The organism is Streptococcus sp. CF7_Ac1-12, assembly GCF_024295905.1.
Lineage (GTDB): Bacteria > Bacillota > Bacilli > Lactobacillales > Streptococcaceae > Streptococcus > Streptococcus mitis_AP.
This window is the reverse complement of sequence record NZ_JANCPG010000003.1, coordinates 64,714-89,268: the sequence shown is the minus strand read 5'-3', so window position 1 is coordinate 89,268 and position 24,555 is coordinate 64,714. Positions and strand designations below refer to the sequence as shown.

Annotated in this window: 24 protein-coding genes and 3 pseudogenes; 21 read left to right on the top strand and 6 right to left on the bottom strand. The window is 37.4% G+C overall.

Annotation, left to right across the window (positions count from 1 at the left end):
- Window positions 1-2: 2 nt before the first annotated feature.
- Together NMM17_RS02485 and NMM17_RS02480 are read right to left on the bottom strand one after the other, a co-directional pair.
- The gene (locus NMM17_RS02485) at window positions 3-2,450 is read right to left on the bottom strand and encodes an ATP-binding protein (RefSeq protein ID WP_254753774.1); all 2,448 of its coding nucleotides are present in this window, start codon (window positions 2,448-2,450) and stop codon (window positions 3-5) included.
- Window positions 2,434-2,724, bottom strand: a pseudogene (locus NMM17_RS02480) (conjugal transfer protein); the annotation flags it as partial. The pseudogene NMM17_RS02480 and the gene NMM17_RS02485, both read right to left, overlap by 17 nt.
- A 180-nt stretch (window positions 2,725-2,904) precedes the next feature.
- Between NMM17_RS02480 and NMM17_RS02475 the strand changes: the two are divergent.
- From NMM17_RS02475 to NMM17_RS02410, 14 genes and pseudogenes are all read left to right on the top strand, one after another.
- A complete protein-coding gene (locus tag NMM17_RS02475) occupies window positions 2,905-3,471 on the top strand; it encodes a hypothetical protein (protein WP_023947696.1) in 567 nt (188 codons plus the stop codon).
- A gap of 191 nt (window positions 3,472-3,662) precedes the next feature.
- Window positions 3,663-4,280, top strand: a complete 618-nt coding sequence (locus NMM17_RS02470) for a hypothetical protein (RefSeq protein ID WP_254753773.1) — start codon at window positions 3,663-3,665, stop codon at window positions 4,278-4,280.
- 129 nt (window positions 4,281-4,409) lie between these two features.
- Entirely contained in the window at window positions 4,410-5,300 is an 891-nt protein-coding gene (locus tag NMM17_RS02465) for a hypothetical protein (RefSeq protein ID WP_142358751.1), read from the top strand.
- Between the two features lie 134 nt (window positions 5,301-5,434).
- On the top strand, window positions 5,435-5,905 hold the full coding sequence (locus NMM17_RS02460; protein ID WP_000638311.1) for a hypothetical protein: 471 nt from the start codon (window positions 5,435-5,437) through the stop codon (window positions 5,903-5,905).
- Between the two features lie 157 nt (window positions 5,906-6,062).
- Window positions 6,063-6,190 (top strand): annotated as a pseudogene (locus tag NMM17_RS02455) (ADP-ribosylglycohydrolase).
- A gap of 99 nt (window positions 6,191-6,289) precedes the next feature.
- Window positions 6,290-6,907, top strand: coding sequence for an SAP domain-containing protein (locus NMM17_RS02450; protein ID WP_000573124.1), 618 nt, complete (start codon window positions 6,290-6,292; stop codon window positions 6,905-6,907).
- Between the two features lie 40 nt (window positions 6,908-6,947).
- A complete protein-coding gene (locus tag NMM17_RS02445) occupies window positions 6,948-7,802 on the top strand; it encodes an ADP-ribosylglycohydrolase family protein (RefSeq protein WP_254753772.1) in 855 nt (284 codons plus the stop codon).
- A 109-nt stretch (window positions 7,803-7,911) separates the two neighbouring features.
- Window positions 7,912-8,793, top strand: a complete 882-nt coding sequence (locus NMM17_RS02440; protein WP_254753771.1) for a diacylglycerol kinase family protein — start codon at window positions 7,912-7,914, stop codon at window positions 8,791-8,793.
- A gap of 63 nt (window positions 8,794-8,856) precedes the next feature.
- Window positions 8,857-9,348, top strand: coding sequence for a phosphoribosylanthranilate isomerase (locus tag NMM17_RS02435; protein WP_254753770.1), 492 nt, complete (start codon window positions 8,857-8,859; stop codon window positions 9,346-9,348).
- Window positions 9,349-9,524: 176 nt separating this feature from the next.
- Window positions 9,525-11,267, top strand: coding sequence for a glycoside hydrolase family 13 protein (locus NMM17_RS02430; protein ID WP_254753769.1), 1,743 nt, complete (start codon window positions 9,525-9,527; stop codon window positions 11,265-11,267).
- A gap of 119 nt (window positions 11,268-11,386) precedes the next feature.
- The gene (locus tag NMM17_RS02425) at window positions 11,387-11,698 is read left to right on the top strand and encodes a hypothetical protein (RefSeq protein WP_000420554.1); all 312 of its coding nucleotides are present in this window, start codon (window positions 11,387-11,389) and stop codon (window positions 11,696-11,698) included.
- A gap of 3 nt (window positions 11,699-11,701) precedes the next feature.
- Entirely contained in the window at window positions 11,702-12,418 is a 717-nt protein-coding gene (locus tag NMM17_RS02420; RefSeq protein WP_000759783.1) for an alpha/beta hydrolase, read from the top strand.
- Window positions 12,419-12,593: 175 nt separating this feature from the next.
- Complete coding sequence (locus NMM17_RS02415; RefSeq protein ID WP_000260598.1) at window positions 12,594-12,830, top strand: hypothetical protein; 237 nt, start codon at window positions 12,594-12,596, stop codon at window positions 12,828-12,830.
- Window positions 12,827-13,240 (top strand): type II toxin-antitoxin system death-on-curing family toxin, encoded by a 414-nt coding sequence (locus NMM17_RS02410; protein WP_000158357.1) that lies wholly within the window; start codon window positions 12,827-12,829, stop codon window positions 13,238-13,240. The genes NMM17_RS02415 and NMM17_RS02410 overlap by 4 nt, the downstream gene beginning before the upstream one ends.
- A 201-nt stretch (window positions 13,241-13,441) precedes the next feature.
- Here NMM17_RS02410 and NMM17_RS02405 read toward each other — a convergent pair whose 3' ends face one another.
- From NMM17_RS02405 to NMM17_RS02395, 3 genes are read right to left on the bottom strand one after another with little or no spacing between them, the layout of a single operon-like run.
- The gene (locus NMM17_RS02405; RefSeq protein ID WP_254753768.1) at window positions 13,442-14,257 is read right to left on the bottom strand and encodes a TIGR03943 family protein; all 816 of its coding nucleotides are present in this window, start codon (window positions 14,255-14,257) and stop codon (window positions 13,442-13,444) included.
- Window positions 14,254-15,159, bottom strand: coding sequence for a permease (locus NMM17_RS02400; protein WP_254753767.1), 906 nt, complete (start codon window positions 15,157-15,159; stop codon window positions 14,254-14,256). Before NMM17_RS02400 ends, NMM17_RS02405 begins: the two co-directional genes overlap by 4 nt.
- On the bottom strand, window positions 15,160-15,291 hold the full coding sequence (locus NMM17_RS02395) for an SPJ_0845 family protein (protein WP_000268685.1): 132 nt from the start codon (window positions 15,289-15,291) through the stop codon (window positions 15,160-15,162). It abuts the gene before it with no gap.
- 155 nt (window positions 15,292-15,446) lie between these two features.
- On the opposite strand from NMM17_RS02395, the gene NMM17_RS02390 reads away from it, so the two are divergent.
- The 7 genes and pseudogenes from NMM17_RS02390 to NMM17_RS02355 all read left to right on the top strand — a co-directional run bounded on the left by NMM17_RS02390 (window position 15,447) and on the right by NMM17_RS02355 (window position 23,794).
- Window positions 15,447-15,827 carry a PBECR2 nuclease fold domain-containing protein gene (locus NMM17_RS02390; RefSeq protein WP_261067473.1) on the top strand — a complete coding sequence of 127 codons (381 nt, stop codon included), beginning with the start codon at window positions 15,447-15,449 and terminating at the stop codon, window positions 15,825-15,827.
- A 530-nt stretch (window positions 15,828-16,357) separates the two neighbouring features.
- Window positions 16,358-17,675: pseudogene (locus tag NMM17_RS02385) on the top strand (DUF1919 domain-containing protein).
- Window positions 17,676-17,776: 101 nt separating this feature from the next.
- The gene (locus tag NMM17_RS02375) at window positions 17,777-19,906 is read left to right on the top strand and encodes a Tex family protein (protein WP_000359152.1); all 2,130 of its coding nucleotides are present in this window, start codon (window positions 17,777-17,779) and stop codon (window positions 19,904-19,906) included.
- Entirely contained in the window at window positions 19,893-20,342 is a 450-nt protein-coding gene (locus NMM17_RS02370) for a SprT family protein (protein ID WP_001054509.1), read from the top strand. Before NMM17_RS02375 ends, NMM17_RS02370 begins: the two co-directional genes overlap by 14 nt.
- Before the next feature lie 58 nt (window positions 20,343-20,400).
- Entirely contained in the window at window positions 20,401-20,673 is a 273-nt protein-coding gene (locus NMM17_RS02365) for a PspC domain-containing protein (protein WP_001085044.1), read from the top strand.
- Window positions 20,674-21,045: 372 nt separating this feature from the next.
- Entirely contained in the window at window positions 21,046-21,804 is a 759-nt protein-coding gene (locus tag NMM17_RS02360) for an ABC transporter ATP-binding protein (protein ID WP_000173358.1), read from the top strand.
- A gap of 1 nt (window position 21,805) precedes the next feature.
- Window positions 21,806-23,794: an ABC transporter permease gene (locus tag NMM17_RS02355; RefSeq protein ID WP_254753765.1), complete on the top strand. Its 1,989-nt coding sequence runs from the start codon at window positions 21,806-21,808 to the stop codon at window positions 23,792-23,794.
- Window positions 23,795-23,835: 41 nt separating this feature from the next.
- Here NMM17_RS02355 and NMM17_RS02350 read toward each other — a convergent pair whose 3' ends face one another.
- Window positions 23,836-24,531 carry a VIT family protein gene (locus tag NMM17_RS02350; RefSeq protein WP_254753764.1) on the bottom strand — a complete coding sequence of 232 codons (696 nt, stop codon included), beginning with the start codon at window positions 24,529-24,531 and terminating at the stop codon, window positions 23,836-23,838.
- Between the last annotated feature and the right edge of the window lie 24 nt (window positions 24,532-24,555).

Here is a 24,555-nt window from a genome sequence, read left to right as displayed (position 1 = left end):
ATTTACACCTCTTTTCGCACAGGTGGTCTGGTATCAAAGGCATGGAGCAGTTCTTCAAATACAGGGTGGAACTGTATCACACCGACACGACCATATAAATCACTGATAAGGCATTGCCCGTTTTCCAAATCACGCAATCGCTTCTGATTGTTTTCGTCCTCTGGGTCTACACCAAAAAAGGCTAAGGTCTTTTTAATCTCGTTAAGGTCAGTGGAACGAAATGCAAATTTTAAGCCGAGGTTATTTTTCAGTTTTTCATCTAAGAGGTCGTCTGTATTTTGGGTCACGAAATATACCCCAGCGTTCATAGCACGACCAGCCCGAACCAGCTTCATAGATAGTGTTTTTCCTTGTGCTACCTGTAAAAAGCTCCATGCTTCGTCTAAATCTACAATCTTGAAAATGCTTCGGTCTGTATGGATAAAGTCTAAAGCAAAGGTACTAATGACAATCAGCATAGCAACGGATAAAAGCTCCATAGTGGTATATTCCTCAAAGGAAGTTTCCTTGTCGGGAAGTACCAAGTCCGCAACCTGTATAATGTTCAGTTGTTTTTCTAAGCTGATAGACTGCTCCACATAACCATTACTGAATAATAAATGTGCAAAGTCATAGTCTGTAAAACTTTCGATATGGTCGGCTATACTGGTACTTAGTGGCGTATTCTCAACCCGTAATTCCTCAATCACTTTCATCAACCCTCGTACTTCACTATTGGTTACTGCACGAATGGCTTTTCTAAGGATTGGGAAGCGTTCCCCATCACGAGAGGAAATCCCCGTAAGGAATGTCAGAATATCAATAGCCAGTGATTCAGAATCTTTGGGATTTTTCATAATCACATAAGGGTCAAGTAAGCCTTTGTTTTTCTCATCAGAAGTCAGAGTGACGATATTGATTTTATGGGAAATCTCTGGCAAGGTTTCTTTCCATCTGCCACGTTCTGCTTTTGGGTCTACAATCACTGCTTGTGCCCCATAAAGCACCGCATAATAGACGATAAGGTTATTCGCAAAGGATTTACCACCACCCAGCGAACCAACAAAAGCCGACGCTAACGCATTGGTTACTGAACCCTTAACCCCTTGACTGGCAAGAGCAGGTTTCAGATAGACATTGCGTCCAGTATCTAAGCTGTAGCCAACATAAATCCCCTCATTTTCCCCCAGCATTTGAGTAGCACCAAAACCTAAACCAGCGAGGAAATCAGAGGTCACGTATTGAATATAATCATTCATATAACGCTTGCTGGCAGGTAAAAATTCTTCATGTAAGCCGAGCATATCCCCAAATGGTCGTACCAGTTTTACGCTTAAATCGTCATAAAAATCTTTCACTTCATTACAACGACGTTTGAGTTCGTCAAGATCATTTGCTGATACCCTTACCACATAAGACAGCTTGTACATAGATTCCTTGCTTTGGTCTAAATTGGTTTCCAGCTCATTCACACTTTCCAGAGCTTCCGCCACATTGGAGCTGGTTTCATTATCACTTTGCCAAGCGTGGTTATCCAAGTCTTTCAGTTCTTTCTTTTTATTGCGGACAGTAGATAGGGCTTTACGATTCGCTACAATTTCCACATTCATTGACGTATCAATCGGGAATGTAAATTGCTGTTGCTGGTAGTAGAAGATTTCAGAGGACGGGAAGTCCAGTTCTCCGACAATGCTGTTAATGGTAAAGTAAGCTACATAGACGGTTTCATCTTCCTGCTGGATTTTCAAATATCGCTGTTTTTCTTCCACCAAACAGCGAGTAGGCTTAATCAAGTCATAGTATTTAATCAGCGTTTCATTATCCAGCTTTTTCTTTGATAGATGGTACTCATACTCTTCATAGGCAGTGCCTGTCTGTCCGTAAAGGTGTTCAATCAGATAGCCGAAGTCGTCCTTATCTAACCTGCGGATTTTGAAACGACGAGAGATTTTATTTTCTAAGAGCTTTTCCATCTTCTGAAAACGCAGGATTTCATCATTACTCATACTAACAAAATCGCCCATCAGCTTATGGTTCACATCATAGACAAAATCAGACAAAGCATTTTTTGCTTCAACGGTAAGACTTTTCATAGAAAACTCCTGATCGTTGAGAAGCAACTTAAAGCCGATAAAGAAACGGTAGTTCACTTGATTTTCGCCAATCATGGATATTAAAGCGTCTGTCTGTTGGTCGATTTTGTCATAGGCAACCGCTTTGAGCTTGCCAGTGACTTCATTTTTGGAACGCTCTTGTGCAGAACGTATGCTGGATTCTGTACTGATTTGTAAAGCATGAATTTTGCCATCACGATTTTGTGCGATAAGCTGTCTGAAAGAATCATGCACTTGTATTTTCTGTTCTGGACTTAGAAATGAGTAATTGTAAGGAACAAGCTCATAGTAAGCATAACATTCCCCGTCTTTATTCCAGACGAGATTGTTTTCAATGTATTTAATTGGATATGCCATAAAATTCACTCCTAACTGCTGTAATGGCTTCTTGTGGCTGGTTTCTGCCAAGCGTTACTTTTTTTCCTGCATAGGTCAGCTTTGGTCGCAGTGCATAAGCAATGACAGACTTCAAAAATCCATAAGGCTTTTTACCATCAAAAGTTTTTGTAGACATAAACCATGTGAAAGCCACAGGAATCCCAAAGTATTTGAGAAATGCTCCCTCTATCATGGAAAGAGGGGGCAAGTTGCCAAGTATCATCACTGCAAAGAGTGACACGACAAACCATGTTGAGGCGGTATCACTGCTTGTACGAGCTGAGGCATCAGCGAAGTAGAAGTAGATGCTCCGCCCATGGTATAGGACTCGTAAAGTAAGTAGGAAATATGACGAGATGATACAGAGAGCCTGAATTGGTCAGGTGACGTGCTTATTTACATTAGCCTGATAATGGAAATGGAGAGATTATCGATGGTTATATTGGAATTGTACCAAAATGATTATTCTAAAGATTTAGTCACATTTGATTCCATAGAAGATGGGAAAACTTTTGTAGCACAAATCCCTGGATATACTTTAGAAACAGAAGATGGATTTGAAGTGGAGTATTTTAATCCTACAAACCTACCAGACTATATGGAAATTATCTATAACGGAAACATTGTACCTTTTTCTAAATTTATGTTTGACTCTAAGGAAGATGTAGACATTATTTGGAAAGAAATCTCGAATCTATCCGAACCAAACGAAAAAGTAATCGAAGGCTATTCAAAAATCGATGCATATGTCGTTAACAACTATGAAGTTAAAGCCTATGTCGAAACAAGAGAAACGAACTATTGTAAAGCAAAAGACTTCTTAGAAAGCCGAGGATATGAAATCGACAGAAGCTTTTTCGGAAGTGAAGATGGTGAAGCGATTCTTTACAGAAAAAAAGGGAGCGAAGATTGGCATTTCTTGTGTCACTTAGACCCAATATTTGTAGAGATTGAAGATGTAGAAGGATATGTTAAAGAAGAGGTGGGAGAGATTCAATAGCCAACCAAAGTTCCTTGTGAGTATGTACCTTTGCTAGTAAAAGCGTCAAAACCTTGTAACGAAAGAGATTATGAAAATATTTGAAGTTAAGACTTTTTCTTGTGTGTCTGAAAAGTCTGTGACTTGTATTCCTTAGTCACCTTATTTACAATTACCTAAATTCTATAGTTAATAAAAATTGAGAGGTTTGTATGTGGACTCAACGTAAACAGTATTTAACCCAATTTATCGAAATTTCGGACTATTTGAAAAAACACGGTTTCTTTCACGATTTTTTAATTGGATCATTCTCTTATGATAGTCAGGAAAAATCCATTTTGTTAACCATTGAGGAAGATTTTACTACAACTAATAATACCAATTCGCCTTCCCTTATTTGGGATTTAAAGTGTAAGGGAGTGCATGATTTCTTAATGGAAGATATGGATGGCCTTTCCAAGTGGTGGATCTCTGAAATACTGATGGACGACGATGATATTCAGTTTCAACTCGTCAATGGATATTTTTCATTTAAAATGGAATCTGTATCTTTAGGTATTCCTCAGGAAATAAATCAAAATTCTGTCCCTAAAGTTTCTTCTTTTGAGAAGGATAATCAGGATTTTATATGCTATATTGGTTATTCAGAAAATGAGCTCTTGCCATATTGGGCGGGTCTATGTGACTTACCTGATGGTAGAAGATTTCGAACAGCTGATGAACTTTTTGAAGCAAGGATTTATGATGGTAAATCGCTAAAAGAGAGGTGGGATGAAGTTACTATTTATAGTATCAATTCTTTGCCACTTGATGATTGGTTGAGTTGTTAGCCACATTCCGTTGAGACAACTGTTTATGAACCAGAGGATGATTACGCTCTGTATGTTAATGGTGTTAAACTTGAGGGTTTTATTGATGAAGATTCTATATGTAAGACATGTGGTGCTAATCAATGTTATTTGGACGATTATGATGAATATTTTTGCCCCTATTGTAATTTATGGATGTATAAAGATTTTTGGGATAGTGATGAAACACACTATTTTAAAAAAAGACCCCTAGAACCAGAGTTGTTATGGAAACCAAGTAAAGAATTGAATTTTTGTAATGTTCGATTCTTTCCGAATGACAAAGAATATGTGTATTATTGTCCTGATGAGTCAATAGAGAAATTTGATTGGATAGAAGTTCCTGTTGGGAACAAATCTCATTTAAAAGAAGCACAAGTTACTGAAGTTTTCAAGAGACAAGCCAATAAACCGCCATTTCCTCTTGAAAAAATAAAAAAAGTAGAACGAAAACTATCTACTATAAACAAAAAAATTTTAGAAACTCAAAATAGTCTATTAAGTGAAGGAGTTATCTGCGATTTATCAGAAGCTAAAAATATAGTAAACTCAAAGCAAGCTTATGATATCCTAAAAACGCCAATCGGAAACTTTTGGTTAGAGCTTAATGGTTCCCCCATAAAAATTTCCATTGGCGCACATTATCCAAATAATGATGAAGAATACTATGTGGAAGCTTCTTATTACATAAAACCTCTCAATCCAGATTTTGAAAAGTTTAAATCGTTGACAATCTGCTCAGATATTGATTTAAGAAGTTCAAGATTAATAGATAATTTAGGTGGTGAGCATAAAGAGGGTTATAATTGGCAAGTCTATAATATTGATTTAGGTATTGTGGCTCATCCATATTCTTATCTAGAACAGGAAGTCTCTGAAACTCCCGTTGGACTTCCATATTATGTAGAATGGATTGAAAAATATAAAGAACTCTATGGATTTACAGTTGCTTGGAAGTATTTTGTATCTGATGACGATTTGTCAGTTTGGTTTAATACATAAAATTTTCATATAATTTTAATAGATAAATTAGGAGTAATTTAGCATTATATCTAAAAGTAAAATTTATTCCACTAAAAGTTGATTGACGACTTTTAAACAATTTATCCTAGCATAGTTAGGAATGGAGAGATAAGATGATATGGACTAAGGAATATTTTTCTAAAATTGAATTTATTATTCATTGTGGTTGTGAAATTTTTGGTTATTTTGAGTGTAATCTGATGAACTCTGAACTATCCTACCAAGAGTGTGGGAATACTGGAATGATCGTTTTTGAACATAGTCAGAAACTATCCGAAAAAGCCTTATCTAAACTTATGAAATATACGCTACTTATTGATTTTGAGAAATATAGAAAGGGGAATAATTCAAATAAGAATGATAAAGTTATTGGTTATAGAGATGCCTTTTCGATAACTTTCAAGGGCTATAGTCAAGATGGACAAGCTTTATTGATATATAATATGGACTATGTTTACAAGGATTGGTACAATAGACCCGTTGATAGCTTATATAGTTTTATAAGCGATACCTATTTTTCAGATTTTCAAAATAATAGATGTTTTATTGCTCAAGGGCTGATGGCTGGTGTACTTCCGTTTTAGGTATAATAGGAAGATGTAGTACATAATGGAATCAAAAAAGTTATTTAATTATAATTTGATTAGATGAATACCTATAAATTATAAAAAATTCGTTAATAGATAATTTAAAAACTATAGTTGATGGTCAAATTCCCGATATCTTACAAGGAGGAAACGGATGCTAGGAGCAATAGTTGGAGATATTGTAGGTTCAGTTTACTAATGGAACAATATCAAAACGAAGATTTTTCTTTATTTCGTGAGGATTGTTTTTTTACGGATGATATGGTAAGTCCGAATCGCTGAGTGTGTGATTGTGATCTGGTGTCCTAAGTATGAAAAATGGCAAACAGTAAAGTACTCTTTTAAGGTGAAAACCTAAACTGGTTTTAAGGAGGTGTTATATTGATAGAGAGCAGACCTGAGTTTGATAAAATCGTATCATTTGATGAGTTTAATAAATATTATTGGTATCGTGATGAACTTTCACAACTATGTAAGTCATTAGGATTAGAATATAGAGGTACTAAACAAGAACTCAATCATATTATTGAGCAGTACTTTCAGGGGAATTTTATTAAAAAATCATCAATAAAAAATAAAAAGAAACGAGTAGAAGTCGTTACCTTGGACACACCCTTGCTTGAATGTGGATTCTCCTTTAATGCACACTTTAGAGAATATTTCTCAACTTTAACAGATGTTTCGCCATTTAAATTTACTGCTGATATGGCTACAGCTTGGAGAAAAGTAAAAAGAGAAAATGATTTGAGTTTTACAATCCAAGATATGCTAAAAGTCTATTATGGAAATTCAGATTATGCCAAGTATGATCATTCGGTTTGTCAATGGAATCAATTTTTAAAGGATTTCTGTGTAGACGAAAATAGTCGTAACTACTCAAACAAGTTAAAAGTAGCTTCTATTCTTTGGAAAGAAGTTAGAAATTCAAAAGCTGAAAAAATTTATTCAAAGAATCTTTTGACTGAATATGCTGATAAAATAAAAGAGTATGGGAAGTAGAAAAATCAGTCTAAACCAATAGTTCACGAGGAGAAATCTTATGCTAGGAGCAATTATCGGAGATATTATCGGTTCTGTTTACGAATGGAACAATATCAAAACGAAGGACTTTCCTTTATTTCGGAAGGATTGCTTTTTTACAGATGACACGGTTATGACCTGTGCTGTTGCAGAGGCGATTATGAATGGGGGACAAAAAGACGACTTCATTGATGCTATGGAGAAATATGGTAGAATGTATCCTGATGCTGATTATGGTGCTCGGTTTAATGCATGGCTAAACAGCGATAACCGTGAGCCTTATAATAGCTTTGGGAATGGTTCGGCTATGCGTGTTTCTCCATGTGCTTGGACAATGGACTGTGGTTTTTGTGCGAGAACCGGAATGTGGCCATCATCTAGGGAATTTGCGAGTCTTTCTGCAGAGGTAACTCATAATCATCCAGAAGGTATCAAAGGTGCAATGGCTACAGCTGATGCTATCTTTCTGTGTCGTTATTACTTTGGAGGTTATTGCGGAGATTATGAGCAACCAATCAATGACAATCCTACAGAGTGTAAAAGACGGATTAAGGATTATATTGAGCAGGAATACGGCTACAATCTATCTCAAACTTTAGATGAAATCCGTCCTACATACCGTTTCAATGAAACGTGCCAGGATACCGTACCACAGGCCATTATTGCATTTCTAGAAAGTAGAGACTTCGAAGATGCGATAAGAAATGCCATCTCACTTGGTGGCGACAGTGATACTCTCGCTGCAATTACTGGTAGCATAGCCGAGGCGGCATACGGTATTCCTGACTGGATAAAGGATAAGGCCTTTTCTTACTTGGATGAATCCTTAAAGGATGTAGTTATACGATGGGAAAATAGAATAAAAGCGTATTAATCTCCAGTACGTCAGATTTCTCTTTTCTGTATTTTCGTAGTATAATAGGGATACGTTTAGTTTCATATAATGAGATATATATTTTTAACGAATATTAAGGAGAACATTAATGAAAAAAGCAATGGTAATTATCAACCCTACTTCTGGTGGCGAAAAGGCTTTGGATTACAAAGAAAAGCTGGAGAATAAAGCAAAAGAATACTTTGAGCACGTGGAAACCAAAATTACCGAAAAGGCGCTGGATGCAACACATTTTGCTGAAGAAGCTTCTCGTGAGCAGTACGATGCAGTGGTTGTGTTTGGTGGAGATGGGACTGTCAACGAAGTCATTTCGGGTATTGCTGAGAGAGACTACATTCCTAAGTTAGGGATTATCCCAGGTGGGACGGGTAACCTCATTACGAAACTGTTGGAAATCAATCAAGACATTGATGGTGCGATTGATGAACTGGATTTCAACTTAACCAATAAGATTGATATCGGTAAATCAAATGATAACTATTTTGGTTATATCTTTAGTATCGGTTCTCTGCCTGAGGCGATTCACAATGTTGAAATCGAGGACAAGACAAAATTCGGTATTTTAGCCTATGCTGTAAATACCATGAAGTCTGTCATGACAGATCAGGTCTTTAACATTAAGGTTGAGACAGAAAATGGAAATTATGTTGGTGAAGCTAGCCATGTTTTGGTTCTCTTGACAAATTACTTCGCTGATAAGAAAATCTTTGAAGAAAACAAGGACGGCTATGCCAATATTTTGATTCTAAAAGATGCATCTATATTCTCTAAATTATCCGTCATTCCTGATTTACTAAAAGGAGATGTTGTCGGTAATGATAATATTGAGTATATCAGAGCGCGTAATATTCAGATCTCTTCAGATAGTGAATTGGAGTCAGATGTTGACGGTGATAAATCGGATAATCTACCTGTAGAAATCAAAGTCCTAGCTCAGCGAGTAGAAGTATTTTCAAAACCGAAAGAGTAGAAGGTAAAAATTAGTTTATCTCTCACAGAGAAATAAAGTCTCATATCAACGATTGGAGGAGGAATGAATTCTCTATTTGATGAATTTCGAACAATTTGTTCTCATTTAAACCAAGTCGGAATCACTCCGACGCTCATGGGGTCTTTGGGTTTTGAATACCGTTCAAATGAAGAATGGGGGCCGTCTGACATTGACATTCATGTGCCTGGTGATCCTAGAGGTTGGGAAGCACCTGATCATCTCAGAATTTATGAGTGGGACAAGATAATGAAAGTGATGAAACACTTAGGCTATGCCTTAATAGATATTCATGAGCATGAATTCAAAAAAGATGGTCTGAGTGTTGAATTCGGAAGTATCGATTCTTTACCTGATTTTTCGGATATTTCGGAATCCGATATTGAGCTGATTCATCTCGATGACATCACGTTTCGTGTTCCAAACCTAGAACAGTATTTAAGTATTTACAAGGCTTCTTCCCAAGATTCTTATCGAAATGAGCACAATAACAATAAGGATTTTAAAAAAATTGAGTGGCTAGAAAGACATTTGTAAATCATCATTTGAAAAGTAGTAAGTTGTAAGACTGGCTGCTTTTTTATTTATAGAACCAAACCACTCGAAACTATGGACAAAACTTGCAAATAAAATACGAAAGTAGTATACTAGATTAACAATTGTGAAAACGTTTGCGTTGTATACGGATAAAAGTAAACTAGGAGACAGATACAATGGAATTAACAGCCATTTACCATAGGCCTGAGTCGGAGTATGCCTATCTTTATAAGGATAAGACAGTGCACATTCGTATCCGGACCAAGAAAGATGATATTGAGAGCATCAACTTGCATTATGGGGACCCTTTTATCTTTATGGAGGATTTTTATCAGGATACAAAAGAAATGGCCAAGATAACTTCTGATGCCTTATTTGATTATTGGCAGGTTGAAGTGTCAGTTGACTTTGCACGTATCCAGTATCTCTTTGAACTCAAGGATACAGAAGATCAAAGTATTTTGTATGGCGATAAAGGGTGTGTGGACAATTCTCTAGAAAATCTTCATGCTATTGGAAATGGATTTAAGTTGCCCTATCTTCATGAGATTGATGCATGCCAAGTTCCTGATTGGGTTTCAAATACGGTATGGTATCAGATTTTCCCAGAACGCTTTGCCAATGGAAATGCTCGATTAAACACAGAAGGAATTTTAGACTGGGATTCATCTATCACACCTCAGAGTGATGATTTCTTTGGTGGTGATTTACAGGGGATTATTTACCATCTGGATTACTTGCAAGATTTGGGCATTACTGGACTTTATCTTTGTCCTATCTTTGAATCTACGAGCAATCATAAGTACAATACGACAGAGTACTTTGAAATTGACCGTCATTTTGGAGATAAGGAGACATTTCGGGAGCTGGTCGAGCAAGCGCATCAGCGAGGTATGAAAATCATGCTGGATGCTGTATTTAATCATATTGGTTCGCAATCTCCTCAATGGCAAGATGTTGTCGAAAATGGTGAGCAATCTGCTTATAAAGATTGGTTCCATATCCAACAATTCCCAGTGATGACTGATAAGCTTGCTAATAAGAGGGAACTACCTTATCACGCTTTTGGTTTCGAGAACTATATGCCTAAACTAAATACGGCCAATTCAGAGGTCAAGGACTATCTTTTAAAGGTTGCGACTTATTGGATTGAAGAGTTTGATATTGATGCTTGGCGTTTGGATGTGGCTAATGAGATTGACCATCAGTTCTGGAAGTATTTTCGAAAGGAAGTTTTAGCTAAAAAGCCTGAACTTTATATTTTAGGAGAAGTCTGGCATACGGCTCAGCCTTGGCTAAATGGAGATGAGTTCCATGCGGTCATGAATTATCCTTTATCTGATAGCATCAAAGAGTATTTCTTACGAGGTGTTAAGAAGACAGACCAGTTCATCAATGAAATCAATGGCCAATCTATGTATTACAAACAGCAGATTTCAGAGGTTATGTTTAATCTATTGGATTCGCATGATACAGAACGAATCTTGTGGACGGCGAATGAAGACGTTCAACTGGTTAAATCAGCCCTAGCCTTTCTCTTTTTACAAAAAGGAACACCCTGCATCTATTATGGAACCGAGCTAGCCTTGACCGGAGGACCAGACCCGGATTGTCGTCGTTGTATGCCTTGGGAACGAGTATCAAGTGACAATGATATGTTGAATTTCATGAAGAAGCTAATCAAGATTCGCAAACACGCGTCAGCAATCATTTCGCAAGGCAAGTACAGCCTAAAAGAAATCAAACAAAATGTAGTTGCCTTGGAATGGACATACGAAGGCCGGGTCCTTAAAGCCATCTTTAATCAATCAAAAGATGATTATCTTTTAGAGAAAGAAGTAGTAGCACTAGCAAGCAATTGCCAAGAATTGGAAAATCAGCTTGTCATCTCTCCAAATGGATTTGTGATTTTTCATTAAAGAGCAATTAAAAGTGACAGTAAAATTGTAATATAGAGAGCATTTTACAAACAGACTATTTGTCGTCTTGCTACAAATGATATATAATTTAACTGAGAGAAAATAGGAGGACTAATCGAATGGAATTAAAAGATTTTACAGAAAAAGAACAAGAAATGATTAAGAAGGGGCTTACGACGTCTAAGATTAGTGACAAGGAAACTGCTGAGAAAATTCTTGCACTAGTACCACAAGATTTGATTAAGCGAATCCCATTTTTCGTCAGAAAACATGCTACGACACGTACGATTAAACGCATTTCAATTGAACACCCTGAACTCTACGCTGCAGCTCAAACAGGTGGCGAAATTCCAGAAAAAGAACGCGAAGAATTACGTCAGATTATCACAACTATCTTTGAACAAAAGATGAATAAGCATAGTATTAAGTAGAGAATGAAAAAATATTTTATTGGCGGTTTGGGAAGCAATGTCTATCATAGCAAGGATTTTCTTCAAGAACTAGATTCGCAGGTCTATTTTCTGAATCCATATGAAAAACATCTTCGAGATGAAACAGAATTGAAATCATGGTTTAAAAAATCGATAGAAGAGGAAGAATCTATTTGTCTGATAGGCCATTCTCTTGGAGGAGATTTAGCTCGTTATCTCGCATCGGAATTTTATGAAGTGAAAAAACTAATTCTTTTGGATGGTGGCTATCTAGATTTAGATAAGATTTTACCTTTAGATACAGAGTTAGAGGAAGCTAAAAACTATATCGAATCTCAAGTCGTTTCAGACTTAGCTCTTCTTATTTCTAAAGAAAAATCTGAAGCAAAGCATTGGTCAGAAAATATGGAGAAAGCCGTAAGGCAGTCCTATCACTGGAATGCGCAGTATAATAGATATGAGTTAGCTATAAATTATGAAAATATAGAAGCGATACTCCTCCTACGGAGGAAGATACAAGCTTTTAAGAGAGAAGTGGGTGATACCTTGTTTATCAGTCCTCGCTATCCTAATGAAGCTACATGGAGAGAGGAAGCCCTAAAAGAATTGCCAGACTATTTTGATACTATTCTTCTAGAGAACTTTTGCCATGAGCTTTATACTGAAGCACCCAAAGAAATCGCTAGTATGATTAATGAGTGGTTCTCTTATTCTCTATGAGCTACTTGTATTGCTTGAATGGCAAAAGCTTCAAAACCTGTTAAAATAGTGGCATTAATAACGTTTCAGAACCATAGTATTTATTTACTCTGATAGATATTGTTACGATATCTAATTATTCTGCCATTGTAATTACCGTAATGATTTGTTATAATATGACAAAGGAGGAAATCAGATGGTAGTAAAAACAAGAAAACAAGGAAATTCAATCACCATTACGATTCCAAGTGAATTTAATATTCCAAGTGGTGTTAAATACGAAGCGAAATTGTTAGCCAGTGGTGAGATTATCTTTACTCCTGAAGAATTGGATCAGCAGGTTTCTTATGTATCTGATGATGCCTTTGACTTAAATTTAGATAAAATATTTGACGAATACGACGATGTTTTCAAAGCTTTGGTGGAAAAATGACTATCTATCTAACAGAAAAGCAAATTGAAAAAATAAATGCTTTAGCAATTCAACGGTATTCTCCAAATGAGAAAATTCAAACAGTTAGTCCTTCTGCCTTAAATATGATTGTCAATTTACCAGAACAATTTGTCTTTGGGAAGCCTCTTTATCCAACAATTTTTGATAAAGCAACGATACTATTTGTCCAATTGATAAAGAAGCATGTTTTTGCAAATGCTAATAAACGAACTGCTTTCTTCGTTTTGGTGAAATTTCTAGAGATAAATCGTTATCGTTTTTCTGTAACGGTTGAAGAAGCGGTAAATATGTGTGTGACTATCGCAGTAGAATCCTTAACAGATGAAAGCTTAACTACTTACGCCAAACGGATTTCTGAACATTCATTTAGAATTAATGGAAAAAATTAAGCTCAAAAATTCAATTCTTGTAAGTATAAAAATAGATAAAAAGAGACTATATTAGAAATCTATAATGCAGAAACGAATATAGTCTCTTTTTATTGAGGGTAGAGAATTTTCTGCATCTTCTTACATGTCATATAATAACAAACGAACAGGTTCTTTTTCTGTCATTCAGAAGAGAACTTGTTCGTTTTGTCTTTTTATCTTTTAAAACACGCGATAAACATAGGGATTTTCTGGTTTATCAACTTTGGTAAAACTGTAGATTTCCAAGGTTGGGAGGTTTTGTTTGAGTTCTTTATGGTAGTGATTGGCCAGTTTTCCTTTGGCCGTTATCCAAGTGTTATTCTCATACTGACGGGTATTTCCCTGGGTCAGCAATCCATAGACACCTGAATCCGCGATACAGTGAATAATGCCGAAGCGGAACAGAAATTGGCTATTGGCATGACTGGGGTCGTTATAGACAAAGCCTGTGAACTGGACTGTCTTGCCCTCAAACTCATCTGGATAGTCGTAGATAGCCTCCATGACTTCCATATAGTTTTCATTCGTAATCTGAATGCTATCTTGGGACAAATATTTATCTGCCGCAGTTCGCATTTCCTTTTCATAGGCTGTTTTTGAGAAATAAGAACTGGTATCTGGTTTCAAATATTGGCTTGTCGTCCCTTCACTGGTCTGAATGGCCTGATCCGTATCTTCTGATAAGGGGAAATGATAGCCTTTGGCAGAAACGGTCTGGGAATCCAAGCTAACAGTTGGAAAAGTTATACCGACGACAATAGGAATAGCTAGAAGAGCAATACTCGTCACCTTGGCCAATCGGCTATTTAAATGACTGTGGGTTTTGACTTGCTTCATCCAGATATACAGCTGTACGATTGCCAAGATAAAGGAAAGCACCATGGAAATATAGGCCAGATAGGAATAGTGCATGTTGATGTACTGGTTTAATTTTCCGGACAGATGGAGATAAATGGTCAATTCAAAATAGCCAGCTAAAACTAAAAATCGAATCATAGGATGACTCCAATCAAGAGAGAATACACTAAGACGACAAGAGTCACAATCATAATGAAGTGACTGATAAATCGTGCTTTCAAGTAATTTTTCATCATGAGAATATTTTTGATATCCAGCATTGGGCCAATGACGAGAAAGGCCAGAACTGGTGCCAAACCGAAACTTGAGAGAAGAGAAGCACCGATAAAGGCATCCGCCTCACTGCAGAGAGAGAGAAGAAAGGCCAAAAGCATCAAGAGCAGGATGGCAAAAAGAGGGGTCGCACTGATAGAGGTCAGAATCCGAGTCGGAACATAAACCTGTATTATTGAGGCAAAGAGACAGCCAAATACCAAATAACGCCCCGTATCAAAAAATTCATCAATAGCCTGCACAAAGACCTGAAAAACTTTTTTTGCAGGGCTCAAGCGAGAAAAATCATGTTCATGACAAGCCAGACGATTTTCTTTCTGAATCGGTTCTTGCCAGAAAAATCCTAGAAAAATCCCAAGTATCACAGCCACAACAATGGAACCCAGAGCTCGTAACAGAGCGACATGGAATGAATTGCCAAAGGCAGAATAGGTCGCAAAGAGGACTATAGGATTGATAACAGGTGCTGTTACAAGAAAGGGAACGGTTGTGTAACTGGGCACCTTTTTTTCCAGAAAACGATTGATAATAGGGACGATCCCACATTCGCAAGAAGGGAAAAGTATCCCAACGAAGGTGCCAAAAAAGATTCTCCCCCAACGATTTCGAGGGAGGAAATGATAAACCTTGTCAGGTGTGATATAAACCTCAATCAGTCCTGAAACAATACTTCCTATCAGAACGAAGGGTAGGGCTTCAATGATTATAGAGAGAAAAATAGCCCCAGTCTGAAGCACACTAGATGGGAGTTGTTGGAAAGCAGTCATCTAGTTTTTCTTTTCTGCTTTGGCTTTTTTCTCTTTGTCATCAGGGAAAGTGACCTGCTTCAAATCAGGGAGTTTCGCAAACTCTTCAAACATCTTGTCCAAGTCGTCTCGTTTTGTAAATTTTACAGCCATAGGTGTACCTCGATTCTAAATTCTACCTCTATTATACTATTATTTTAAGGAAAAGGGAAAAGTTAAAATTGAGTATCTAACGAATAATAGAGTGTGATATAGCCTAATATACACTATGATTGTGATATAATAATTGTGGAATAACGGAGGAAATGATGGAACATAAAAAGATCGGTCAGGTTACTGACGAAGTAAAAGAAATTTTTAATATTGTTCTTGAAGCTAGTGATATCAAAGTTAACAAAGACGGTTTAAGAAGCCATATGATAAAACGTCATCATAATGATGTGATTCATCATATCGAAGATCTGGAACTTATACTAAGTAATCCAGATTTCGTTGGGGTCAATCCACGAGAGAAAGACGCTAGTTTTGAATATGTAAAAAGATTTGATGATAATGTCCTCGTTGCCATCAAGTTACATAAAAGTGGAGATTTCTTTTATGTTCCGACCATGTATCGTTTACAAGATTACAAGTTACAAAGTCGTATTAAGTCTGGTAGATTGAGAAAGCTTGACAAAAAAAGTAGATAGTGCTAGAATAATATTAACGAAAGACATTTGAGGGCAGAAAGGTTCCTGCCGCACCTTGAAAAAGGTATCTGAGATGCTGGGTACACCGACCAGCCAAGTGTCCGTTATTTCAAAGAAGGGAGCTTAAATGCTCCTTTTTTGTTTAAAAATTTCAAAAAAGATTATCTCCACCACAGGCTCAGGCTTGCGGTTTTTTATTTGCTCTGAAAATTGATTCGTTAACTTCAACAAATAGCTTTATAAAGCGTTTTGTAAAAAATAAAAACAGTGCAATTAATCACTGATCCTTTTGTAAACTATTAGAATTAAATTGCAACTTTCTCAATGATACGGGCAAAGATAATTATGAAAATAAACTATCAACAAGCAACGGCAAGCATTTGTAAACACCAAATTCTTTGTGCTATAATTAAAATAAAAAGAAAATCATTAGCAGAAAATTATGGGAGGTAGTCAAATTGACTTACTCAATTAGTGTTGTTTTGTTACATCAAGGAGACAGAAATAGTTTATTAGAGTCTTTGTCAATAGTGGAAAGACAAACATTAAAAGATATAGAGGTTATTATTGTAAATCAATCTACAGAGGAAATAGTTTCCATTAGCCAACAGATGGATCTATCATTTAATATTAAGATTATAGATGAGAATTCTTTTGCTGAGTTGTCTGATATGATTACAGGAGATTATATTACGTTTCTATCTTCAAATGATTCATTATTTGATTGGACATTTGAAAAGATGTATCATGCGATAAGATTATCCGATTCTGAAGTGGTTCTTGGTAATTTTGCTGATTTGAATGATGGAGTATTTTACTTTTATCCTTGGGGGGATAATTGGTTGACAGAAAATTTAACGAATGTTCAAGTTTTGCAAAAGATGGATGATACAGATCATCGAATTAGAAAACAATATTGCTCATTATTTGGAAAATTATTCAATAGTAAGCTTTTACGAAAAATAAATCAATTTGATATAAACAACCTTATTTGGAGACTTTATATTCACTCTAAAACTGCAACCTATATTAATTTCCCGACATATATCTATAAACCTGTTGTAGATGCTAAACCTCTAAAAGACTCCTACAAAATCATATTAGAAAATTATGAAAATAGAATCAAAGATTGCTCTGTCTTAGAAGACTATGATATAGAAATAGCGAAAAAACAGTATATTCAAGAATTAGCAAATTTTAGTGCTTGGTTAAAAAATGACGGTGAACATTTAGATTCTGAAATTGTTTATCATAAGTTGATAGCTGCAGAGAAAGGAATTTTCCCTTTTCTTGATCTTGAAAGATTAGATTTTACCATTATAAGTAATAATTGTGTCGGCGGATTAATTTATAAACAACTTGGTTTTCAATATAGAACACCTTTTGTTGGTTTATTTATTCTCCCTGATGATTATTATAAACTTACAAAGGATTTTCGTTACTATATGGAACAAGAACTTGTTTTCGAAGAGGAACTTATTTCACCGAGCTGGACTCATGAAGTTTATCCTTTGGGGCACTTAGGAGATATAGATATTCACTTTTTACATTATTCTAGTATTGAAGAAGCACGGACTAAGTGGGAAAAAAGAAAAAAACGTATAAATTGGGATAATCTTTATTTTAAATTTGATAATAAAGATTCAGCTAGTGAAGAAATTTTAAGTAAGATGGATAATCTTCCCTATGTCTAATAAATTAATTTTAGTCAATCGTCCATATAAAAATTTAAAAAGTCAATGTGTTATTCCAGGTCAGGAACATCTTTCAGAACTAGCTATTATGCCAGATCCATTAAATACTTTTGATATCATGGCTTGGTTAAAAAAAGGTGGCAATGCTCTTTAAGTACAAGTTATTGCGCTATAGCATATAAATCTATTCCCTACATATTTTTTAAATGTTCTACGAGTTAATTTGAAACGTTTAGCTTGTGGTATAATAGATTCATGGATAAAAAATATGAAAAAATCTCCCAGGATTTGGGAGTGACGTTAAAGCAAATTGATACTGTTCTAAGTTTGACAGCTGAAGGGGCGACTATTCCCTTTATCGCGCGTTATCGCAAGGACATGACTGGTAGTCTGGACGAGGTGGCAATTAAGGCTATTATTGACTTGGATAAAAGTCTGACAAACCTCAATGACCGTAAGGAAGCTGTTTTAGCTAAGATTCAAGAACAAGGCAAGTTGACCAAAGAGTTGGAAGAAGCTATCTTAGTTGCCGAAAAATTAGCAGACGTAGAAGAACTCTATCTTCCATACAAGGAAAAACGTCGAACCAAGGCAACCATTGCCCGTGAAGCTGGACTTTTCCCACTTGCTCGCTTAATCTTGCAGAATGTAGCTGACTTAGAGAAAGAAGCTGAAAAGTTTGTCTGTGAAGGATTTGCGACTGGCAAGGAAGCCTTGGCTGGTGCAGTTGATATCTTGATAGAAGCCTTATCGGAAGATGTGACACTGCGCGCCATGACTTATCAGGAAGTGCTGAGACACTCTAAACTCACTTCTCAAGTCAAGGATGAAAGTCTTGATGAAAAGCAGGTTTTTCAGATTTATTATGATTTTTCAGAGACAGTTGGAAATATGCAGGGTTATCGTACCTTGGCTCTCAATCGTGGGGAGAAGCTAGGTGTCTTGAAGGTCGGTTTTGAACATGCGACGGACCGCATTCTTGCCTTCTTTGCAGCTCGTTTCAAGATGAAAAATGCCTATATTGATGAAGTGGTTCGGCAATCTGTTAAAAAGAAAGTCTTGCCTGCTATCGAGCGCCGTATTCGGACAGAATTAACTGAGAAGGCAGAAGAAGGTGCTATTCAACTCTTTTCTGACAACCTGCGCAATCTCCTCTTGGTTGCTCCGTTGAAAGGGCGCGTGGTTCTTGGATTTGACCCTGCCTTTCGTACAGGTGCCAAGCTGGCTGTCGTGGATGCGACGGGGAAAATGCTGACGACTCAGGTCATTTATCCTGTCAAACCAGCATCAGCTCGTCAAATAGAAGAAGCCAAGAAAGATTTGGCAGACTTGATCGGTCAATACGGCGTGGAAATTATTGCCATTGGAAATGGAACGGCTAGTCGTGAAAGTGAGGCTTTCGTTGCGGAAGTTCTTAAAGAGTTTCCAGAAGTCAGCTATGTTATCGTCAATGAAAGTGGCGCTTCTGTATACTCTGCCAGTGAACTTGCTCGTCAGGAGTTTCCAGACTTGACCGTTGAAAAACGCTCTGCCATCTCTATCGCCCGTCGTTTGCAAGATCCCCTTGCTGAATTGGTTAAAATCGATCCTAAGTCAATCGGTGTCGGCCAATACCAGCATGATGTCAGCCAGAAGAAACTATCTGAAAGTCTGGACTTTGTCGTGGATACCGTAGTTAACCAAGTCGGTGTCAATGTCAATACAGCCAGCCCAGCTCTTCTTTCCCATGTAGCTGGACTTAATAAAACCATTTCTGAAAATATCGTCAAATACCGTGAGGAAGAAGGAAAAATCACTTCACGCGCCCAAATCAAGAAAGTTCCTCGTCTGGGAGCCAAGGCCTTTGAGCAGGCAGCTGGTTTCCTCCGTATCCCAGAAAGTAGCAATATCCTTGATAATACAGGAGTTCACCCAGAAAACTATGCTGCGGTCAAGGAACTTTTCAAACGTTTGGATATCAAGGATCTGAATGAAGAAGCCCAAAGCAAACTCAAGTCCCTTTCAGTCAAGGAAATGGCGCAAGAACTAGACCTTGGTCCAGAAACTCTTAAAGATATCATTGCAGATCTTCTCAAACCAGGTCGAGATTTCCGTGATTCCTTTGACGCACCTGTACTTCGCCAAGATGTACTAGATATCAAGGATTTAGTGGTTGGTCAGAAGCTAGAAGGAGTGGTGCGTAACGTCGTTGACTTTGGTGCCTTCGTTGATATCGGGATTCACGAGGACGGTTTGATCCATATTTCCCACATGAGTCGCAAATTTATCAAACACCCAAGCCAAGTGGTGTCAGTTGGTGATTTGGTGACCGTTTGGGTCAAGAAAATCGATACTGAACGTGAAAAAGTCAATCTGTCGCTCCTAGCTCCAAATGAATCTAACTGATTACGTTAAGCAGGTTTCACTAGAAGACTTCGGCAGACCTTTTATCCATCAAGCCCAGTGGAATTCTCGTCTGCGAACGACAGGTGGGCGATTTTTCCCAAAAGATGGGCATCTGGATTTCAACCCCAAAGTTTATCAGGAACTGGGTTTGGATGTTTTTAGAAAAATTGTCCGCCATGAACTCTGTCATTATCACCTCTATTTTCAAGGGAAGGGCTATCAACACAAGGATTGGGATTTTAAGGAACTGTTGAAAGCAGTGGATGGATTACGCTTTGTACCGTCCTTGCCTAATAGTAACTCCAAACAAATCAAGCTTTATCGTTGCCAATCCTGCCAGCAAAGGTATCAGCGCAAGCGTAGGATTGATACCAAACGCTATCGCTGTGGAGTTTGTAGAGGTAAATTGCTATTAATAAATCAGCCTGAGGACTGATGAAAGCCGAGCCTATCCGTGATATACTATGTCTAACCTAGTAGAAAGAGGTAATACCATGAACAGTAAATTTTATAAAATGAGACGAAATCGCATGATTTCAGGAGTTTTGGCAGGTCTGTCAGATAAGTGGAACTTTGATGTTACCCTTGTTCGTTTTCTGTTTGCCATTTTTACAGTTGCAAACTTTGGACTTGGCGTGATTATCTATATCATCCTAGCTTCTATCATGCCAACCAAGGAAGAAATTGAAGCAGAAATGTATGGAACAGGCCCACGAAAACGCAAAGAAGCCCAAGCCATTGACGATAATGAAGGCTGGTTTTGGTGAGGTAGAAACAGTTATTTTACTGTTAGTCTATGAATTCGACTAATCTATTCTAAAATTTTTGAACCCTTGTATCCACAAGGGTTTTCTTCTTGCCTTCTTTTTATGGTAAAATATTTTTAATGAAATGGCTACATTTCTCCCAATCTTACAAAAATGTAAGATTAAAGTCTCTTTTGTAAGGTTAGGTTATGGCAAGCAGTCTTTTTTTGATGTAAACTAGACTCATAAAGAACAAAGGAGTAACATCATGAAACAAATCTTACAGAAGAAAACTAGAAAACCAAGTCACAAAGATATCGAGCGTGTTCAACTTGGATGCGCTATGATGCAAGCAACATTTCATTTGATGGGATATTAAGAAAGGAGATTCTCATGACACTTTTAGATGTAAAACACGTTCAAAAAATTTATAAAACTCGTTTTCAGGGCAACCAAGTAGAGGCCCTTAAGGATATTCACTTTACCGTAGAAAAGGGTGACTACGTTGCCATCATGGGTGAGTCTGGTTCTGGTAAATCAACTCTTCTCAATATCCTAGCTATGCTGGATAAACCAAGTCGTGGACAGGTTTATCTGAACGGAACTGACACCGCAACCATTAAAAATTCACAGGCTTCTAGCTTCCGTCGTGAAAAATTGGGTTTTGTCTTCCAAGACTTTAACTTGCTAGATACTCTGTCTGTTAAGGATAATATCTTGCTTCCACTTGTATTGTCAAGAAGACCTATTACGGAGATGATGAAGAAATTGGTGGTGACAGCTGAGAATCTGGGAATCAACCAATTACAAGAGAAGTACCCTTACGAGATTTCAGGAGGGCAGAAACAGCGTGTAGCAGTAGCTCGTGCCATCATCACAGAACCTGAAATTCTCCTTGCGGATGAGCCAACAGGAGCCCTTGATTCCAAGTCATCTGCAGCCTTACTTGATGTCTTTGATGAAATCAATGAGCGTGGCCAAACCATTCTTATGGTAACCCACTCAACAGCAGCAGCTAGCAGAGCTAAACGTGTACTCTTTATCAAAGACGGCATTCTTTACAACCAAATCTACCGTGGAGAGAAGACAGAACGTCAGATGTTCCAAGAGATCTCTGATACCTTGACTGTCATGGCAAGCGAGGTGAATTAGTATGTTTCGATTAACCAATAAGTTAGCGGTATCGAACTTGATTAAAAACCGCAAACTCTACTATCCCTTTGCACTGGCTGTTCTCTTAGCAGTCACCGTCACCTATCTCTTTTATTCCCTAACCTTCAATCCCAAGATTGCAGAAATTCGTGGAGGGGAAACTATCCAAGCTACTTTAGGATTTGGTATGGTGATTGTCACACTTGCGTCAGCCATTATTGTCCTTTATGCCAATAGTTTTGTTATGAAAAACCGTTCCAAGGAACTGGGGATTTATGGCATGCTGGGTTTGGAGAAGCGTCATCTGATCAGTATGACCTTTAAGGAGTTGGTGCTATTTGGAATGCTAACTGTTGGAGCGGGTATCGGTATTGGAGCCTTGTTTGACAAGTTGATTTTCGCCTTCTTACTCAAACTAATGAAGTTGAAGGTTGAACTGGTCGCTACCTTCCAGATGAAAGTTGTCATTGCAGTACTTGTTGTCTTCGGATTGATTTTCCTAGGCCTCATGTTCCTGAATGCCCTTCGAATCGCCCGTATGAATGCTCTCCAGCTCTCTCGTGAGAAAGCTAGTGGTGAGAAAAAAGGTCGCTTCCTACCTCTCCAAACTATTCTTGGTTCCATTAGTTTAGGAATTGGCTATTATCTTGCCCTTACGGTAAAAGATCCTCTCACAGCCCTAACAACTTTCTTCCTAGCTGTTTTGCTGGTTATAATTGGAACCTATCTCTTGTTTAATGCAGGGATTACCGTTTTCCTACAAATTTTAAAGAAAAACAAACAATACTATTACCAACCAAATAATCTTATCTCAGTGTCTAATTTGATTTTCCGTATGAAGAAAAATGCGGTTGGACTAGCAACTATAGCTATTTTATCAACAATGGTTTTGGTAACCATGTCTGCAGCGACTAGTATTTTCAATGCCTCAGAATCCTTTAAAAAAGTTCTAAATCCTCATGAATTTGGGGTTTCAGGGCAAAATGTTGAAAAAGAAGATTTGGACAAACTCTTGAGCCAGTTTGCAAGTGATAAAGGTTATAAGATAAAAGAGAAAGAAGTGCTTCGTTACACTTACTTTGGTGTTGCGAACCAAGAAGGAACCAAGTTAACCCTTTTTGAAAAAGGACAAAATCGTGTTCAACCTACAACAGTTTTCATGGTATTTGACCAAAAAGATTATGAAAATATGACTGGTCAAAAACTGTCTCTATCAGGAAATGAGGTCGGACTCTTTGCAAAGAATGAGGGAGTTAAAGGACAAAAAGCTCTAACTCTAAATAACCATCAATTTTCTGTAAAAGAAGAATTTAATACAGATTTTATTGTGAACCATGTCCCAAATCAGTTTAATATTTTGACTGCTGATTACAATTACCTTGTTGTACCTAATTTACAAGCCTTTTTGGACCAATTCCCAGATTCGGCTATCTATAATCAGTTTTACGGTGGTATGAATGTAAATGCCAGTGAAGAAGAACAACTCAAGGTTGCTGACGAGTATGATAAATACCTCGATCAATTTAATGCACAATTAAACACGGAAGGTAGCTATGTTTATGGTAGCAATCTAGCAGATGCTAGTTCTCAGATGAGTGCCCTCTTTGGTGGTGTCTTCTTTATTGGTATTTTCCTATCCATTATCTTTATGGTCGGAACCGTTCTGGTCATCTATTACAAACAAATTTCTGAAGGCTATGAAGACCGTGAACGCTTTATTATCTTGCAGAAAGTTGGTTTAGATCAAAAGCAAATCAAGCAAACCATCAACAAACAGGTTTTAACTGTTTTCTTCCTTCCTTTGCTTTTTGCCTTCATACATCTAGCCTTTGCCTACCATATGCTTAGTCTGATTTTAAAAGTGATTGGTGTAATAGATACGACTATGATGTTGACTGTGACCTTGTCTATCTGCGCTATCTTCCTTATCGCTTATGTCTTGATTTTTATGATTACTTCTAGAAGCTATCGCAAGATTGTGCAAATGTAAAAAAGATACCTCGACTTCAAAATCGAGGTATTTCTTGTATTCTAGATGCTGAAAAGTTGACCGAGCAGGAAGGTAACTCCCATGGTCAATAGGCCAATAGCAAGGTTCCGAATCATAGCTGTTTTAGTTGGTGCTTTTCCAAGTTTGGCACTAGTGTAACCAGTGAGAAGAAGGGCCACGCCGACGATAAGGACAGTAGCAGGGATGCGGTATTCACTTGGGAAAATGGTAATTGAAAGCATTGGTGGTAAGCTACCAAGGAAAAAAGAAATAAAGCTAGAGATAGCAGCATGCCAAGGATTGGTAAACTCTTCATACTCAATCCCATATTTTTCCTCTACCAAAGCCTTGAGCGGATTATTTAAAAAGGCTTTGTTGGTGAGAAGTTGGGCAGAGGTTTCACATTCTCCATTTTGGATATAGGCAGCATAGAGGGATTTTTTGGCTAGTTCCATATCTTGGTCTAGCAAGAGTTTCTCACGCGCAACAGCCGCTTCCTCAGTATCTTTTTGAGTTGAAACGGATACATATTCTCCACCAGCCATTGAAAAGGCACCAGCTAAGATAGCTGCAAATCCTGATAAAAAGATAATCCAGATATTGCTCGTAGCACTAGCAACCCCGATAACCACACCAGCAATGGAAATAATACCATCGTTAGCACCAAGAACACCCGCACGCAGGATATTTAAACGACCTGCAAAATTTGAATCAATTTCGTGATTTGTTTCTGACATACTATTCTCCTTTTTATCCAGTAT